Source organism: Bythopirellula polymerisocia (genome assembly GCF_007860015.1).
Lineage (GTDB): Bacteria > Planctomycetota > Planctomycetia > Pirellulales > Lacipirellulaceae > Bythopirellula > Bythopirellula polymerisocia.
In genome coordinates, this window is the sequence record NZ_SJPS01000001.1 from 653,045 (window position 1) to 669,959 (window position 16,915).

Genomic DNA, 16,915 nt, shown 5'->3' on the forward strand with positions numbered 1-16,915 from the left:
ATGAACGGAGCGACGCTCTTCTGTTCAGATTGCCGGTAAATCAGGGAGCATCACCCCGTCTCGCAACAGGTTCTGATGAAGCTCAAAACAAGTCGCTAAGTTGTGTCGAATATGTCCGGGACCTGCCTTTTCTATGTACTCGTGCAAATAGTCTCGGTAGTGGGGATGCGCACAATTGTCGATAATCAGTTTGGCGCGTTTGTCTGGGGACAATCCCCGCAAGTCGGCGATGCCCTGTTCCGTGACGACGACGTTCACGGAATGCTCAGTGTGGTCTATGTGGGAACACAATGGCACAATCGTGCTAATCGCACCATCCTTGGCTGTCGAAGGACACATAAAGATTGACAGGTAGGCATTGCGAGCAAAATCGCCACTGCCGCCAATCCCGTTTAATAACCGTTGGCCTAAAACATGTGATGAATTCACATCACCTTCGAGATCCATTTCCACAGCCGTATTGAGTGCGATGACCCCCATCTGCCGTACTAACGCAGGGTTATTAGAGATCTCTTGCGGACGAAGTACAAGTCGCGAAGCATAGAACTTGATCTCGCCGACCAAGTCGAGCATCTGGGGAGGGGTGAGCGTCAGGGCGCAGGTACTTGCTCCCTGAATCAACTCGCGCTTCATAAGTTCAAAGCCCGATGATTGAAACACTTCGGTGTACATCGTGAACTTGGGAATATCGGGATGCTCCCCCAAGCTAGCAAGTACTGCATTCGCCACGTTCCCAACCCCAACCTGGAGAGGCAGCATCTCTTTAGGGATCCGTTTGGCAGCGATTTCCTCCAAGAGAAAGTTGACGACGTGTCGGGCGATGGTACCACTGTAGTAGTTTGGTGAGGAATATCGAATCTCTTCGTCCGGCTTGCATGTTTCAACGACTCCAATAATCTTCTCCGGATCAACACGAGCATAGGTCTTGCCAATGCGTTGCAACGGGAAATCAAGGTCCAAAGCCGGACGATGGGGAGGAGTCTTAGGAATCACGATGTCCGCCATCTCGCTGATTTCGGGGGGGACATATTGATTCAGTTCGATGATGACTTTTTCAGCGGCTCGCAAGAAGGAGGGCGAGGCACCGATCGACGAAGTAAGATAGACTCGGCCATCTGAGCTAATGTGGTGTGCTTCTACGACCGCAACATCGATTTTCCCGAAGAAACCGTACATTACCGACTGAGGGACAAGTGAAAGATGCATATCGACGAAGGACACGCGCCCATCATTGATCCGCTCTCGGAGTGGTCGAGAGGATTGGTAGGGTGCGCGCCAACTGATGGCGTCGGCCTCGGCTAGGGCATCGTCTATGCTGGGTCCCGTCGAAGCGCCGGTAAGGACACGAATCTGAAAGGGCTTTCCTTCCTCGTGCAGCGCACGGGCTCTCTTCGCCAGAGCCAGAGGAACTACCTTTGCTGCCCCAGCAGGGGTAAACCCGCTGAAAGCTACCAGTGCACCGTCCTCAATTAATTCGGCTGCCTCTTCTGCCGTCATTCTGGGGAAAGATTCTTTCTCATCCATCAATCAAGTTGCTTTCTGAAATTTCGGTGAGCCTGTCCGCGATTCAGTCTTTGAATCCATCACTATTGGGGAGGTTGGCATAATTCGGTTAATACACTATGAGTACTCTTAGGGTGGACGAAAGCAATCTGCATCTGATGTGCACCCTGTCTGGGTGTCTCGTCGATCATCCTTAGCCCCTCTTGTTTTAGTTCAGCGATCCGATCTTGAATATTTTCCACGGTGAAAGCCAGATGATGCAAGCCTTCGCCACGGTTTTCCAGAAATTTCGCCACTGCACTAGCAGGATCGGTAGGTTCCAACAATTCTAGACGAATGTCATTGATTCTGAAGAAGGCCACCCGTACCTTCTGGCTGGCAACATCTTCATACCCTTCGAACTTTGCGCCGAGCGTCGTTTCATAGAAAGGGCGTTGCTCTTCAATACTTTTTACGGCGATACCTATATGATTGAGTGCTTTGACGGGAGTCATCTTCATGGTTCCTAATTAAGCAAGTTTCTGGAGAATATTTAGCGAGAGTTTGCACACACAGCATATCGTTCGATACTGTCTTGCCACATGGCTTGCCAGTAGCGTCCAGCAATTAAGGGCGAACTCAGGACCGTTTCTGCGATATCCAAGTTCGACAGCCTCGTGGCAAATGACCGAGAATTTGGCGACGACAGCCACCGGCCAGGCCATTCCATCACAGTGATGCGGAGAAACTCACACATTACAATCTGGTCGAGATCAAAACCGTTGGCACCGATTTCGCTAAGCACCCCTAACAATGTCAAAAGTGACTTGCGAAACATGAGCAAATCGGACGACAGACTAAGGCGGGCGGTTTTTACGGCCTCGTCCAAGAGTCCTGTCAGCCACGAGAGTCCCGGCATGTGCCCCTCTCGCATTCGACGGAGCCAAATAGCGACGCATTCTTTCAACAGAGCCTGATCACACTGCCCTCGAATGTCGAGCGATAATAAGGTGGTCGCAATTTTTTCTGGTCGCAGGCAGATTGCAGCGAGCATGACCTGCACCAAAGCTTCTCGTTCTCGCGCTCCCAGAAAACCAGCGAGACTCCAATCGAGAATGCCTAAACGGCCATCGTTTGTGCTGAATAGATTTCCTGCATGGGGGTCACAATGAAACAAGGCCTGTTCGTCTTTGCACAAGATTGGCTGAACAATCATGGCCCTGGCAACGAGCTCTGCTAGATTTTGCTTCTCAGTAGTCAAAGTGAAATTATGATCCGTCACCTTCTCACCGAAGAGACGCTCCATCGCCGTGACGCGTGGCGTGCAGTGTTCGAAGAGTTCCGGGATCGCGATATCGATTTGGTCTGCGAAGAACCTGGCTGCTCTCGCCAAGTGGAGCTGTTCTTCGTCGAGCCTAAGTTCGCAGCGGAGTTTGTCTCGTACCTGGTTGAATGTGTCTTGATAATCGAGGGGGGGTATCCCTAGGTCGTGAAGTCGGCTATCGAGGTGAGAGCCGACCTCCGTAAGGATATCCAATTCCAGCTGGAGACGCTGCACTATGCCCGGTTTCAGGATCTTGAAGACTCCTTCTGGTTGTTGAGGTTTGTTCTTTTCACGGAAAGGAATAATGACAGCAACACTCGCCTCTGCGATCGCCGGGGGAAGAAGCTCAATTGATTTCGACTCGAGCGGACCTAGCTCCTGCATGAGAATCGATTCGATCGAATGCAATGGCACCGTCGAAGGCATAGATTCGAGTTTAGCGAGTTCGCTGCGCAGTTCTTGCGCGATGCGCTGGTCACGAGCCAAGATTTGGCCAAGTTTCTGTAAGACAGGACAACTATGGGCCAATCGACCTAGACGCTCTGAGAGAGTTGCATCTACGGGGAGGGCAAGCTGTTCTTCCACTAACCGATCTTGAACGCTTTGCGGCAAACGGCTGAGAAATACGGCCAGACTTTCCTTGATGGGTAGCGCAAAATGGGAGTACTCTGCTGGCAGCAAGAGGGCCAGTGATTCTTCATCAATGAGTGTTTCCCAGTTCACGGTTATCAATCCAGTGCGGCTGATTTAATTGCCGCCTCAATCAGAACGCGCTCCGAGCCAAGCGTCCATTTGTGGCCAAGTCGATTTTTCCGCCCCACGTCCGGCCATGATGCCAATATGCCCACCACGAACGCGGAATAGTTCTTTGTCTTGACTCCCTACCAAATCCATGACCCCTTCTGACTGGCAAGGAGGGGTGATGTGGTCGGACTCGGCAATAACGTTAAAGAGGTTCGCTCGAAGTCGGCCGAGATCTACCCGCTCGCCTCGTAGTTCGAGCGTTCCTTCGATCAAACGATTCTCTTTGTAGAACTCAGTGATCAGCTGCCGATAGCCAGCCCCTGCCATAGGGATAATATCGCGCACCCAGGTATTCATGGCATGCCATGCCTCGACGCGGCTGGTGTCTTCGATATTTTCCCAGAGATTTATGTAGTTGCTTACGTAATTCTCGACCGGTTTGAGCATCTTGGCACCCGCATCGATCATTTCGCCCGGCACGTTGCCAAAGGCTTCCACGACCCGATCGGGATCAAACGAGGGATGATTCACCCACTTGGTAAATCCTCCCGCCTCTTTGTCAGAGAAATCGAGTGGTGCAGTCAACAGGATCAGATTCTTAAGCCCATCATCGGGCCGCAGGCTGGCGTACATGGTGCTAATCAGTGCTCCAAGGCACCAGCCCAACATGCTGAACTCGTTCGAGCGGGTATAGGACTTCAACTTGCGAACAACACGTGGCAGGTACTCAAGCACATAGTCGTCGTATTTCAAGTCGCGATCTTCCGGTCCTGGAATTCCCCAATCCAGCAAATAGACGTCATAGCCCTTATTGACCATGTACTCCACAAAACTGTGTCCGGGGCGCAGGTCTAATACATAGGGTCGATTCATGATGGCAAAGACCAAGAGCAGTGGGATGCGATGCCTCTGATCTTCATGAACCTGAGGCGTGTAGCGATAAAGCTTGGCCTTGTTCAAGGTCCAGATAACCTGTTTGGGAGTTTGCGCTATTTTTGCATCTCTGGTAAGCAATTCATTGAAAACTTCCAGGTTCTTGGCGGATTGATGCCATTGGCGGCAAACATCCTCGAACGGTGAGGTGAGCGTCTTGGAGTTAGAATTCATGGTTTCGGTCATGGGTATTCAATCGCCTCATTCGTTGCGTGCCTAGTGTTGCGACTCCAGGCACTGGTCCAGCTTGGCATCCATATCATCCAACCGCATTTCAATGTTGGTCAGACGTTCGGCCAAACGAACAAAGTCATCCGTGGTGGGGAGCTTCAAGGCCTGCATCGACTTGCTTAGCGTTTCTTCGAGTAACTTGCGAAAGGGTGTCGAAGTGGCCAACATGGCGTTGAGCGATTCCGCTTGAGCAGCGGCAAACGAGTCGCTATTAACGAATTCGGTCATCGCCTTGGCCCAGTTTTCCATGTTCGAATCGCGCATGTTCTTCATCATCCCGAAGGGATCAAAAACATTGGGTGTTTCAGGTTTCTCGCTCATTGTATTTCTTCGCTCCCTGGTCTCTATATCACACTCTCGGAAGGAGAATTCAGAGCTGTTTACCTCTGAGTCCCTCCCGCCGGACTCGTACTCAATCGTACTACATGAAAGCACCGCCATTGACATTTATTTGTTGGCCAGTGATGTAGTCTCCATCGGCAGCCAGGAACAGAACCGCTTTGGCAATTTCTTCAGGCTTGCCAAAACGACCGATTGGAATCCGGCCCTTGATCTGTTCTTGGATTTTTTCTGGTACCTCGGCGAACATATCGGTGTCGGTAAATCCAGGAGAAACTGTATTGACGGTGATCCCGCTTCTGGCAAGTTCCAGGGCAGCCGTCTTGGTGAGGGCAATAATGCCTCCTTTGCTCGCGCTGTAATTTGCCTGACCGAAGGCAGCCACCTGTCCGTTCATCGAGCTGATGTTGATGATTCGCCCTGACTTCTGCTCGGACATAATGGGAATCGCAGCCGACATGCAATAGAAGTAGCCATTGAGATTGGTCTGAATGACTTCTTCCCACTGTTGGTCGGTCATTTTCTTCAGAGAGCTGTCCCTGGTGATTCCCGCATTGTTTACCAGAATATCTAGGCTGCCGAACTCGTCTGCTACTTTCTTGACCATTGCACGGGCTTCGGCGGATACGCCGACATTGGCTTTCACGAGCAAGGCGGTTCCTGGCAAAGCTGCAATCTCATCGGCTACGGCTTGAGCCTTTGCTTCGCTGTTTTGGTAAACAATGGCTACCTTGGCCCCTGCGCGGGCTAACTCGATAGCGATGCTGCGGCCAATCCCGCGTGAGGCACCAGTGACGAGTGCCGTTTTCCCCTTCAACTGAGACATGAGTATTTCCTTTTTAATGTTTTAATGTTTATGAGGTGTTTGATTTCTATTCACGGTCGAACAGGGCAGCAATTCCTTGACCACCGCCTATGCACATGGTCACGAGGGCTTTGTGTCCGCCGGTCCGTTTCAATTCATACAGGGCTTTGAGGACAAGGATGCATCCCGTGGCACCGATGGGGTGTCCTAGTGAGATACCACTTCCATTGGGATTTGTACGGTCCTCAGGCAGCTTCAATTCTCGAGTGACGGCCAGCGCCTGTGCGGCAAACGCTTCGTTGACTTCGAACACGTCGATCTCATCCAGGGAGACCCCAGTCTTTTCGAGAAGCGACCGCACGGCAGGCACAGGGCCAATGCCCATGTATTTAGGGTCAACGCCTGCATAGCTGTAGGCCACAAGGCGACCCAGTGGCCTCAAACCGCGTTGCTGAGCCATGTCTCGTTCCATCAACACGACCGCAGCTGCGGCGTCGTTAATGCTCGATGCATTCCCTGCTGTGACCGAACCTTCCTTGTCGAAGATTGGCTTGAGACCTGCCAGTTTCTCAGCCGTTGTGTCAGGCCGCACGGTTTCATCTTTGTCAAAGAGTACCGTGTCGCGTTTCACTCGGATCTCAACAGGGAGAATTTGCTCTTTGAAGAATCCTTTTTCGATCGCATGGGCAGCCCGCTTGTGACTTTCGGCAGCCAGTTTGTCCTGGTCTTCGCGTGAGACGTTCCATTTCTTCGCAACATTCTCTGCGGTGACCCCCATGTGGCAATCGTCGAACGGATCGGAGAGCGCTCCCACCATCACATCCACCAGCGTTGTGTCGTTCATGCGGGCACCCCATCGCATCGCTTGCGAGAGATAGGGGCTGCGACTCATATTTTCAGCACCACCAGCCACGGCAACGTCGGCATCCCCGAGCATGATTGCTTGTGCTGCTGTGATGATTGCCTGCAGGCCACTGCCGCAGAGACGATTCAATGTGAGTGCAGGGGTCTCAACGGGGAGTCCCCCGTTGATCGCTGCCACGCGTGCCAGATAGTGATCGTGGACATCAGTATGGATAATGTTGCCAAAAACAACATGGCCAACTGATTTCGGTTCGACGGCAGCTCGTGCTACTGCTTCTCTCACGCACTTCGCGGCCAGTTCGCTTGGAGGGATATCCTTCAGGCTACCGCCATATCCGCCGATCGGTGTTCTCGCACCACTTACTACGACTACTTCCCTTGTCATCTCATTCTCCCGTTAAAAACATGAATTAGGTGATTTGTTTCGTGCAATGTCCAGTTGCATTGTTTGTGCCGGAAACGGAGATTGATGATAGATGGGCCCGTAAGGACACTATTGAGTAGGTTTCGGTAGTCCAGATGCTAGAGCCGCAATCAGAGAAGGCAGAGATTATTTAGGCATCATAACCATCGCTTAAGGACACAGTCATCAGCCGAAGTGCGAAAAATATTTCGCAGACGCAGCATGGAAGCGGCTGGTTTGGAGGGGGGAAGTGTATCCAATTGCCATAGATGTGGGCGAATCCGCACATCTGGGAGAAATGAGCAAAGAACAATTTCCAATGACCAATGACTTTTTGACGGGTTGGCCCTTAGACCCCTTTGGTCATTGCTCCTGGTGTATTGAAAATGTCCTACAAAGACATTTCCTCACCTGTCGAGTGCAACCGAACGGTTTTGAGCTTGAGATCGTGGTATGCCTCGATATGTCGAACGGTTCGGTTGCGGGCACGCATTAAGATCGAGTGGGTAACACAATGGTTGTCCTTGTAATGAATTCCAGTCAGCATCGGGGAATCGCTGATCCCTGTGGCTGCAAAGATGAGGTTATCTCCAGGCGCCATGATATCGACCGTCCACACCTTGTTTAGATCGCCCTCCGAACAGTTTTCTTCAGCTATGAGTCTGCTGCGCTCCTGCTCGTTTTTGGGCCACATGCGGCAGAATTGTTGTCCCCCCAGGCATTTAATAGCCGCCGCTGCGATCACTGCTTCTGGACTGCCTCCGATGCCGACATAGGCATCGACACCCGAATCCGGCAGGCTTGGAGCGATTGCGGCAGCCACGTCCCCATCAGAGATGAGCCTTACCCGGCAGCCAATTTCACGTAGATTGTTTATGATTTCGTCATGCCGAGGTCGATCCAAGACCACGACGACCAAGTCACGGACTCGCTTGTGAAGCTGTCCTGCAACGATGCTCAGATTGGTTTCCAACGGGGCATCCAATTGGACTCGAACGTCGCTCTCATTGACTGCCTGCCCGACGGCGAATTTCTCCATATAGTGCGACGGTATCGAGGGAAATAACTCGCGCGGGTCATCTTCGGGGGACTTGCAAGTGGCGACAGCCAGCACCGAGATCGCGCCTGGCAATCCCTTGGCAGTAAGTGTCGTACCATCAACGGGATCCAAAGCGATGGCTGCCGGAACCGAACCTTCTTGCCAAGTCCCCAGCTTTTCATCCGTGAAAATCCCCGGCGCATCGTCTTTGCGTCCTTCTCCAATCCGTACCAGGCCTTGGCAATCAATCAAAGAGAACATCCCTCGGATCGCGTCGGAGGCGGCATAATCGGCTTGGTTCTTATCACCCTTGCCGAAATACTTCCATGCGGCTAGTGCGGCATTCTCGGTGCAACGAACCAAGTCCAAGTCAAATATGCGCTCTGGATCGTGTCGACGTTTTTTCATGATTCATTCTCCGCAATTTTTAAGGTGTGATATGACCCAGCGCGGCACTTAGCGCAAATAAATTGCATCTTTTGGCCACCGATGCACCCAGCGCGGCCTAAGGCCGCAACCAAAAATATGGAACAGGAGGAAACGAAGCTAACAGAGAAAAGGGGGAACATATTGAGTGGAACACTAATCTTCGCTGATCATCACTAATCTGATTAACGCAGATTAGTGTTCCACTCTACTTTTTTAAAAACCTCCGTTCTCTCGGTTACCTCCTGTTCCACGATTTTTGGTTACGGCTAGGTGCCTCGGTGGCTTGAATAATATGCGCAGCCTGCAAAAACTCGAATCGTTGGTAGCAAAGGTTGTGCATATTCCGTGCCTGAACTCAAGGATAGCCCGATATCTACGCGATAGCTTTTCGTGAACGCTAATTCAAACTGTGCACATTTTCGGCAGGAATATTTGTAACCAGGGATTGAGAGCTTTTCTGGCTGCGGAGTTATTCGCCAAGGAGAGTTTGATAGACATCTGATATCTTGCGGCGGGTGGTATAGCCGCTTTACTTGGCGAAGTGCCGCTTCTAACAGAGGATGTGCACTCAGCCGCGAGTTAGAAAGTTTGCGAGTGTGGATTCCACAACGGTCGATTCTCGGAAGTCTCGAAAAACGGTTGAGTTTCTGATTGGCGATAGTTATCCAAAGACCTGCTCCAGCAGTTCTTCGGTAAGCCATGCTTCGGGCAGTTTTTCGGCATCGTTCGAGTCAATGAATCCAAAGTCAACTGCCTCCGTGTCCCCTCCCCGCGGGAGAAAAGTGTCATCCGCAAACATGGAATCGTAGCTAATTTCCTGTTCCCATGAGGACTCGGTGAGGGGAACCGATTCGGCCTCGCCACCATCCTCGAACAGATTCAGCGCCATGGCGGCATCGATGGCAGCCCGGTAGCTCGTTAAGGGGTCTTCCGTAGTACTCACAAGTAGTGATACCGATTCGACAGGTTCGCCAACAGCTAACGTCGCGAGCATTGGCGGGACAGTTGCGTATTGCAGCTGCCATACGTCGAGGTCGTCGCCATCGACGTCCAGGTCGTTGTCGGCATCGCCATCGGTTTTGACGGCATTGGGCATGACGATGCCGAAGCCGCGCTGCCAGGTGAGGAAGTCTCGCCCATCAACGTCGCCGTCGCCATCAAAATCGGCGGAATCGGGAACAGCTACAGCTACTTGGACTTCGTACGCGCCAATGTCAACACGAAGCCCACCGCCTGAGTCGACAACGCGTAGGAATCCAACGCCTCGCTGGTCGTACTCCATGGCGTCAAACATGACAGTCGGGTCGCCCATGTCGATGGCCGGGCTGCCTGCGAGCAGGGCATGAGTCAGCGTCGATCCGCCGTTGTCGGCCAGCGGGCCGAGAATCGAGGCCAGCGCCGTGGGATTCGTGCCATTGCTCGTGGCGGTGATGTCAGTCGCGCCGACCGTGATCCCACTCAGGGCCTGGGCTGTGGTCTGGCTGCTATCGCCGATTAGGTTGTAGCCGTTGAGGATGAACGTGTAGCTAAAGTTTCTGATCTCATTCGCAATGCTGTCCGTGTTGCCAGTGATCAGGCTGCCGGTGATGGTTCCCGCACCGTCGTAGTTGAAGATTCCGCCGCCGGAATTGCCCGTGATGGTGCTGCTGGTGACGGTCGCCGAGCCGAAGAAGTTCGAGATGCCGCCGCCGGAGCTAGCCGAATTGCCCGAGATGGTGCTCCTGGTGATGGTCGCCATTCCATCGTTGAAGATTCCGCCGCCTCCGCCCGAGGCGATATTGCCCGCAACGGTGCTGCGCACGAGAGTCAGATTACCAGCGTTCCACAGTCCCCCACCCGCGTCGAAACTAACCTGAGTGGCTGTATTGCCGCTGATGACCATGTCGGTAAGCGTGGTCGTCGCACCGGCGTCGTTACGTAGGCCCGCACCACGACCGGTCCTGCCGCCGGAGAACGTGAGGCCGCTGATGTTGGCAGTCGTTGCACCACTGACGCGCATCACGCCAGAATTGCCCCCCGCATCGATCGTAAGTAGGTCGGCGCCCGGACCCGTCACGGTGAGGTCGTCGCTGATAGTAAGCATGCCCAGAGTGAGTGGGATCGTATCGCTGGCCAGCGCGGCATCGAACGTGATCGTATCGGCGCCCGGAAACGCGTTCGCCAGCTCGATCGCTTCGCGGAGGCTCAAGTCGCCTGGGGAGTAGTCGCCGTCGCTTTCGTCGACGTTGGTGTCGACCAGTAATAGCGCCGGTATCGACTGCAGTTCGAACGCGCCGACATCAACACGAAAGCCCGCTACTCGCGAAAAACCGCTGCCGCGCTGATCGAAGTTGGGCGGCGCCGTGAAAGCCGGATTGCCGGCCTCGAAGGCCGGACTGCGGGCCACGAGGGCGTGGGTCTGGGTCGGCCCGCCGTTGTCGGCTAGCGTGGTGTCGAGAATCGAGGCCAGGGCTGTCGGTACCGTCCCATCACTGGTGGCAACGATGTCGGAAGCGCCGACCGAGACGCCACTCAGGGCCTGGGCTGTGGTCTGGCTGATGTCACCGATGACGTTATAGCCGTTGAGGTTGACCGGGCCGCCGAAGTTGCGAATCTCGTTGCCAACGCCGGCTGTATTGCCACTGATCAGGCTACCGGTGAGGGTGGCCGTGCCGCTGCTGTTGACGATACCGCCTCCGTCAAAGCTAGCCGAATTCCCGGAAAGGGTGCTGCTAGTGATGATGGCCGTGCCGCCAGAGTTCAAGATGCCGCCACCGCGAGAGTTGGCCGAATTCCCTGAGAGGGTGCTACTGGTGATGGTCGCCGTGCCGCCTAAATTTAAGATGCCGCCGCCGCGGGAGCTAGCCGAATTACTCGAGAGGGTGCTAGTGGTGACGGTCGCCGTGCCGTAGTTAGAGATGGCGCCGCCGTTGCTGGCCGAGTTGCCCGAGAGGGTGCTGCTTGTGATGGTCGCCATGCCGAAGTTCAAGATGCCGCCACCGAAGCTCGCTGAATTACCCAAGAGGTTGCCGTTGGTGACGGCGACCGTGCCGAAGTTCCATATGCCACCACCAGAACTTGCCGAATTCCGGCTGATCACGGATTCGCTGAGCGTGAGATTCTCACGATTAGAGATCGCGCCGCCATCTCCCGCAATATCGCCGCCGGTGAGCGTCAGGCCACGGAACTGCACGTCGATCTGGCTCGCCGTGCCGTCGTCGATGTTAAAGATCCGGTAGCCGTCGCCCGTATTGAAGATGTTGTCGGTGCCATTGCCGGCATCGATCGTGAGGCCGCTGGCCAGCGCGGTGGCGTCGATGGTGACCGCGCCGGTGATGGTCATTTCCCCCAAGAGGTCGTCGAGCAAGATCGTGCCGCCGGAGAGCGCGGCAGCGAAACTGATCGTATCGGCGCCCGGAAACACGTTGGTCAGCTCGATCGCTTCGCGCAGACTCAAGTCGCCGACGGAGTAGTCGCCGTCGCTTTCGTCGACGTCGGTGTCAACCAAGAGCGCCGGCAGCGGTTGCAGTTCGAACGCGCCGATGTCAACACGCAGACCATACACGCGCGGAAAGCCACTGCCGCGTTGATCGAAGGTGGGCGGTGTCGTGAAAGCCGGATCGCCCGCATCGAATGCCGGGCTGGCGATCGAGATAGCGTGCGTCTGGGTCGGGCCGCCGTTGTCGGAGAGCGCGGTGTCGAGAATCGAGGCGCGGGCCGTCGGTACGGTGCCGTCGCTGGTAGCCGTGATGTCGGTCGCGCCGACCGAGACACCACTTAGGGCTTGGGCCGTGGTCTGACTGCTGTCGCCGATGAGATTGTAGCCGTTGAGGTTGACCGTACCTTGGTATTCGCTGATCTCATTACCAGCGCTGGCCGTATTGCCGCTGATCAGGCTGCTGGTGACTGTGAGGGTGCCGCTGCTGTTAACGATGCCGCCGCCGTCGATGCTGGCCGAATTACCTGTGAGGGTGCTGCTGCTGATGGTGACAGTACCAAAGTTCCGGATGCCGCCGCCGCGAACGCTGGCCGAATTGCCTGAGAGAGTGCTGGTGGTGACAGTGGCCGTGCCGCCGGTGCTGTTGACGATACCGCCGCCGTCGTTGCCGGCCATATTATCCGAGAGGGTGCTGCTGATGATGGTGGCCGCGGCAAAGTTGTAGATGCCGCCGCCGCTGTTGGCCGAATTACCGGAGAGGGTGCTGCTGGTGATGGTGGCCATGCCACCGACGGAGTTCAAGATGCCGCCGCCACGAACGCCTGCCGAATTACCCGAGAGGGTACTGCCGGTGACGGTAGCCGTGTCGTAGTTAGAGATGCCACCGCCGAAGCTGGCCGAATTACCTGAGAGTGTGCTGCCGGTGACGGTCGACGTACCGTAGTTCAGGATGCCGCCTCCGTTGCTGGCCGAATTGCCCGAGAGGGTGCTGCTGGTGAGGGTGAGATTCTCACGACTAAAGATCGCGCCGCCAAATCCCGTAACATCGCCGCCGGTGAGCGTCAGGCCACGGATCTGCACGTCGATCTGGCTCGCCGTGCCGTCTTCGATGTTAAAGATCCGGTAGCCGTCGCCCGTATTGAAGATGTTGTCGGTGCCATTGCCGGCATCGATCGTGAGGCCGCTGGCCAGCGCGGTGGCGTCGATGGTGACCGCGCCGGTGATGGTCATTTCCCCCAAGAGGTCGTCGAGCAAGATCGTGCCGCCGGAGAGCGCGGCAGCGAAGTTGATCGTATCGGCGCCGGGAAACGCGTTCGCCAGCTCGATCGCTTCGCGCAGACTCAAGTCGCCTAGGAAGTAGTCGCCATCGCTTTCATCGACGAGGGTATCCACCACTAAAGACAAGGTTTGCACTTCGTAGGCACCGATGTCGATGGTGCCTCCACCAACCCTTGCAAACGGTGCGCCACGTTGATCGAAGGTGGGCGGCGTCGTGAATGCCGGATCGCCCGCATTGATGGCCGGGCTGCCGACCACGAGCGCGTGGGTCCATGTCGGCCCACCGTTGTCAGCCAGCGGGCCGAGAATCGAGGCAAGGGCAGTTGGTACAGTCCCGTCGCTAGTGGCCAGGACATCCGTCACGCCGACCGAGACGCGGTTCAGCGCCTCAGCCGTGGTCTGGCTGCTGTCGCCGATGAGGTTGTAGCCGGTGAGGGTGAACGTGCCGGAGAGTTCATTCCCATAATCCGCCGAATTGCCACTGATCAGGCTGCTGGTGACGGTCATAGAGCCGTCGCTGTTCGATATGCCGCCGCCGACTTCTGCCGAATTACCCGAGATGGTGCTACTGGTGACGGTCACAGAGCCGTAGCGGTTCCACATGCCGCCGCCATTCCCAAGAGCCGTATTACCCGAGATGGTGCTGCTGGTGATGGTCGCCGTCCCGCCGGCGTTCGTTATGCCGCCGCCGCTTTGGAAAGACTTATTCCCAGAGATGGTGCTGCTGGTGACGGTCACAGAGCCGTCAAGGTTGTATATGCCGCCGTGTATGACTGCCACATTATCCGAGACGGTGCTGTTGGTGACGGTGGCCGTTCCGTAGTTCGAGATCCCTCCGCCCCTGGTGGCCATATTCCCCGAGAGGGTGCTACTGGAAAGAGTGAGATTCTCACGATTAGAGATCGCGCCACCGTCTCTTCCCTCAATACTGCTGGTGTTAACCTTGCCACCGGTGAGCGTCAGGCCGCTGAGCTGCACGTCAATCTGGCTCGGCGTGCCGTCATCGATTTCGAAAATCCGCGAGACGTTGTTCGCGTTGATTGTGAGCTGGTCGGCCCCCGGGCCGGTGATCGTGACCGCCTGGGTGATGGTGGGAAGCCGTGAAGCCATTTCGATCGTGCCGGTCACCGAAAAGTCGATGGTGTCGGCAATCGCATCGGCGTTGGCCAGTGTGATCGCTGCGCGCAAACTCCCCGACCCCGCGTCGTTCAGATTACTCACCGTGAATACGGCCAGCAGTCGGCGGTCTTCTAGATGCTCCACACGAAGCTGGCGGTTGTGGCGTGCCGCGGTTTGAGAAGAACGACGGCGGGATTGGCTTTTGAGCCAATGGGAGCGGGTCATACGTGACATGAGGCTCAAACTCTGAGTGGAAATCTCTCGAGGGTTACACCAGACCCCGTGGCGAGGAAAAGCTGAACTCGATTGCCGATGCTGGCCATTTATTAAAAGGAGATGCTAGTTTAGTTGAGCAGGTCGAAAATAGCAATTATTTTGCGTATTTCAGCCACTCCTGAATGAATTGATGCGGGTATTAAGTGAACGCGAGCGAGATTGCTTCCGCCCATCTATGGTCGGAAATCGCACCTTGCTTCGCAGCGGCGGTGAATCAAATAGATGCTTGAGCGTTTGTGAAAACAGCTCCCCAGAAAGAGTCTGCGATAAATCGCTAAACTAAAAATTGTAAAATCCGGTTGGCAAAGATTCATTTATAGATGCCTTCCGTTGTGCACACCTCCGCCGATAGTTCGGTGCTCCCAGAGGCGTCGGTTTGTCCAAATTCACGCAATTGGCCAATTGCCGTTCGTGCCAATCGTCAATGTGCCCGACGTACGTTATCTATGACGACTGCCCAAGGCTAGACAAATTATAGCAAGGGCAAGCATATAACTAGCAGGCTCGGGCACCGCAGACAACGTTGCTGACGTGCTATAGTTTGCTTGCCAATCTGCCAGAGAGCCGACGCTATTATCACGCTGCCAAGCGAGAAAATCTGCTCCATCCACATCGTTGTCGAGATCGAAGTCACCGTCGATGAATGTCTCGAGGAAGAGTCCGGTGGAATCGATCCAGATCGCGCCATTGTCGGTGCCGGGTTGTCGGAAGACAAACGAGAGGCGGGCCTCGACAGCATCTTGCGGAGCGATTGCTTCGAGGGTGTGATCGAGCCAGATGTCCTCCGCGGAAGACCCGTCGTGGATGAGTTGCGAAACCTCGCCCAGAAAACCACTCGACCCAGCCGCAGCTCCGAAGATGCTGTAGAATTCGATCTTCATCGTCACGTCGTTGCTCTTGCCAAAGAGTGAGTCCCACGATGGGCTACGTGTGCTTGCCAGGGCGCGCAGCGAATCGCCCTCGGAGATGGCTACACCCTGTGAAGCACCCGAGAGGTTATTTGGACCGTTGAACTGCCCGAAGATCTTCAGGGCACGCGTCCCGTTATTGACCAGTTGGTCGTTCGCCAAGACGTTGGGGATGGTGTTTCCAAAAACGCTCCACCCATTCAGCGATCCGCCAGAGTCGTCGAACCCCGGGTTGCTAAGCAAGTTGTTGCCTGGCTCGGGGGGAGCATCCTCCCGCTGCCAATAGCGAACATAATCTACTAGCATCGTCTGTGGAAATACCGTGGAACCGTTGGGATCGCCACCAAAATTCCCGCCGACTGCCACGTTCACAATGATATTCTTTGCCGTCTCAAAGATTGGACGATCTGGGGCCTCAGTAATCGTTTGATAAAGATTGCCATCGACGTAATAACGAATGATTGTTTCATCCCATTCGGCAGTGTACGTGTGAAAGCTATTGTGGAAATTGACCGGCTGGCCGCCTTCGATAGCGGTGTACTCGTCAGAGAAGTATTGATGTTGGCTGCAGCATGGTCCTGGATTGGTTTGCCAATGGTAAGCGCTGGAGACCAAGTTTGGCTGGCTACCTCGATTTTCCATAATATCGATCTCGCCTCCTTGCGGCCAAGGGATATGATTGGCATTCAACCAAAAAGCGGGCCACATTCCCTGCGTAGTTGGTAAGTCGATACGCGCTTCGAAACGCCCGGGACCAAACAGAGATTGGGAAGTAATAAGCCCTGATTGAAAATCTTTGCCGTCACGTGGCAGATTGATAGCCGTGAGTTGCAAATTGCCGCCAGAAACGGTGACTTGATTGGGATGGTAGTACTGTTTCTCGTTGTTCGGGCTGTCGCGTCGATCGAGCGCTACCCAATTTTCTGTGTTGAGTGAGGTGCCGCTGAACTCATCGTTCCAAACTAAGTCCCAGCCAGGAAGATCAGGAATCTGGCCTGAAACCAGATTCGCGCAACACGCCACACCCAGAAGTGCCTGCAGAAAACTGATCAAGTTGAGACGACCACCAATGTGGCAATTCGAATAAGGTGTGGACATGACCCCTCTGTTGCACCAAGATTTCCCACTCGGAAGTGCCTGAAACAATTCAATGCACTGACTCTTTACCATTGTAACCGCATGTTCCGCCCCGACCAATTTTACCGGAGTTTTTCACGAATTCTCGACTACGGATCAGTTTCTCGGATTTTACCATTGGATTCCTAGCTGTTTCAGAACCCGATTTGATGCGAAGCATTTCGCGCGGCGCGCATTTCAACCGCC

Annotated in this window: 10 protein-coding genes; all 10 read right to left on the reverse strand. The window is 54.8% G+C overall.

Annotated features, from left to right (window positions below; all coding sequences use genetic code 11):
* Window positions 1-24 precede the first annotated feature (24 nt).
* The 10 genes from Pla144_RS02630 to Pla144_RS02675 all read right to left on the reverse strand — a co-directional run bounded on the left by Pla144_RS02630 (window position 25) and on the right by Pla144_RS02675 (window position 16,690).
* Window positions 25-1,524: a succinate CoA transferase gene (locus tag Pla144_RS02630; RefSeq protein WP_231936130.1), complete on the reverse strand. Its 1,500-nt coding sequence runs from the start codon at window positions 1,522-1,524 to the stop codon at window positions 25-27.
* 62 nt (window positions 1,525-1,586) lie between these two features.
* Entirely contained in the window at window positions 1,587-1,997 is a 411-nt protein-coding gene (gene mce, locus Pla144_RS02635; RefSeq protein ID WP_146447759.1) for a methylmalonyl-CoA epimerase, read from the reverse strand.
* 38 nt (window positions 1,998-2,035) lie between these two features.
* A complete protein-coding gene (locus Pla144_RS02640) occupies window positions 2,036-3,529 on the reverse strand; it encodes an AarF/UbiB family protein (protein WP_146447760.1) in 1,494 nt (497 codons plus the stop codon).
* Between the two features lie 36 nt (window positions 3,530-3,565).
* Window positions 3,566-4,669, reverse strand: coding sequence for an alpha/beta fold hydrolase (locus tag Pla144_RS02645; protein WP_146447761.1), 1,104 nt, complete (start codon window positions 4,667-4,669; stop codon window positions 3,566-3,568).
* Between the two features lie 30 nt (window positions 4,670-4,699).
* Entirely contained in the window at window positions 4,700-5,035 is a 336-nt protein-coding gene (locus tag Pla144_RS02650; RefSeq protein ID WP_146447762.1) for a hypothetical protein, read from the reverse strand.
* A 100-nt stretch (window positions 5,036-5,135) separates the two neighbouring features.
* A complete protein-coding gene (locus Pla144_RS02655; protein WP_146447763.1) occupies window positions 5,136-5,879 on the reverse strand; it encodes a 3-oxoacyl-ACP reductase family protein in 744 nt (247 codons plus the stop codon).
* Window positions 5,880-5,925: 46 nt separating this feature from the next.
* Window positions 5,926-7,107: an acetyl-CoA C-acyltransferase family protein gene (locus tag Pla144_RS02660; RefSeq protein ID WP_146447764.1), complete on the reverse strand. Its 1,182-nt coding sequence runs from the start codon at window positions 7,105-7,107 to the stop codon at window positions 5,926-5,928.
* Between the two features lie 409 nt (window positions 7,108-7,516).
* The gene (gene glpX, locus Pla144_RS02665) at window positions 7,517-8,572 is read right to left on the reverse strand and encodes a class II fructose-bisphosphatase (RefSeq protein WP_146447765.1); all 1,056 of its coding nucleotides are present in this window, start codon (window positions 8,570-8,572) and stop codon (window positions 7,517-7,519) included.
* Window positions 8,573-9,254: 682 nt separating this feature from the next.
* Window positions 9,255-14,642 carry a right-handed parallel beta-helix repeat-containing protein gene (locus Pla144_RS02670; RefSeq protein WP_146447766.1) on the reverse strand — a complete coding sequence of 1,796 codons (5,388 nt, stop codon included), beginning with the start codon at window positions 14,640-14,642 and terminating at the stop codon, window positions 9,255-9,257.
* Between the two features lie 482 nt (window positions 14,643-15,124).
* Window positions 15,125-16,690 (reverse strand): glycoside hydrolase family 16 protein, encoded by a 1,566-nt coding sequence (locus tag Pla144_RS02675; protein ID WP_197530339.1) that lies wholly within the window; start codon window positions 16,688-16,690, stop codon window positions 15,125-15,127.
* Between the last annotated feature and the right edge of the window lie 225 nt (window positions 16,691-16,915).

What these genes read in the sequence shown, in the direction of transcription:
- Pla144_RS02655 (WP_146447763.1), bottom strand. Translation starts at nt 5,879, where the DNA reads ATGTCTCAGTTGAAGGGGAAAACGGCACTCGTCACTGGTGCCTCACGC.
- Pla144_RS02660 (WP_146447764.1), bottom strand. Translation starts at nt 7,107, where the DNA reads ATGACAAGGGAAGTAGTCGTAGTAAGTGGTGCGAGAACACCGATCGGC.
- Pla144_RS02675 (WP_197530339.1), bottom strand. Translation starts at nt 16,690, where the DNA reads ATGTCCACACCTTATTCGAATTGCCACATTGGTGGTCGTCTCAACTTG.
- Pla144_RS02645 (WP_146447761.1), bottom strand. Translation starts at nt 4,669, where the DNA reads ATGACCGAAACCATGAATTCTAACTCCAAGACGCTCACCTCACCGTTC.
- mce (WP_146447759.1), bottom strand. Translation starts at nt 1,997, where the DNA reads ATGACTCCCGTCAAAGCACTCAATCATATAGGTATCGCCGTAAAAAGT.
- glpX (WP_146447765.1), bottom strand. Translation starts at nt 8,572, where the DNA reads ATGAAAAAACGTCGACACGATCCAGAGCGCATATTTGACTTGGACTTG.
- Pla144_RS02670 (WP_146447766.1), bottom strand. Translation starts at nt 14,642, where the DNA reads ATGTCACGTATGACCCGCTCCCATTGGCTCAAAAGCCAATCCCGCCGT.
- Pla144_RS02650 (WP_146447762.1), bottom strand. Translation starts at nt 5,035, where the DNA reads ATGAGCGAGAAACCTGAAACACCCAATGTTTTTGATCCCTTCGGGATG.
- Pla144_RS02630 (WP_231936130.1), bottom strand. Translation starts at nt 1,524, where the DNA reads ATGGATGAGAAAGAATCTTTCCCCAGAATGACGGCAGAAGAGGCAGCC.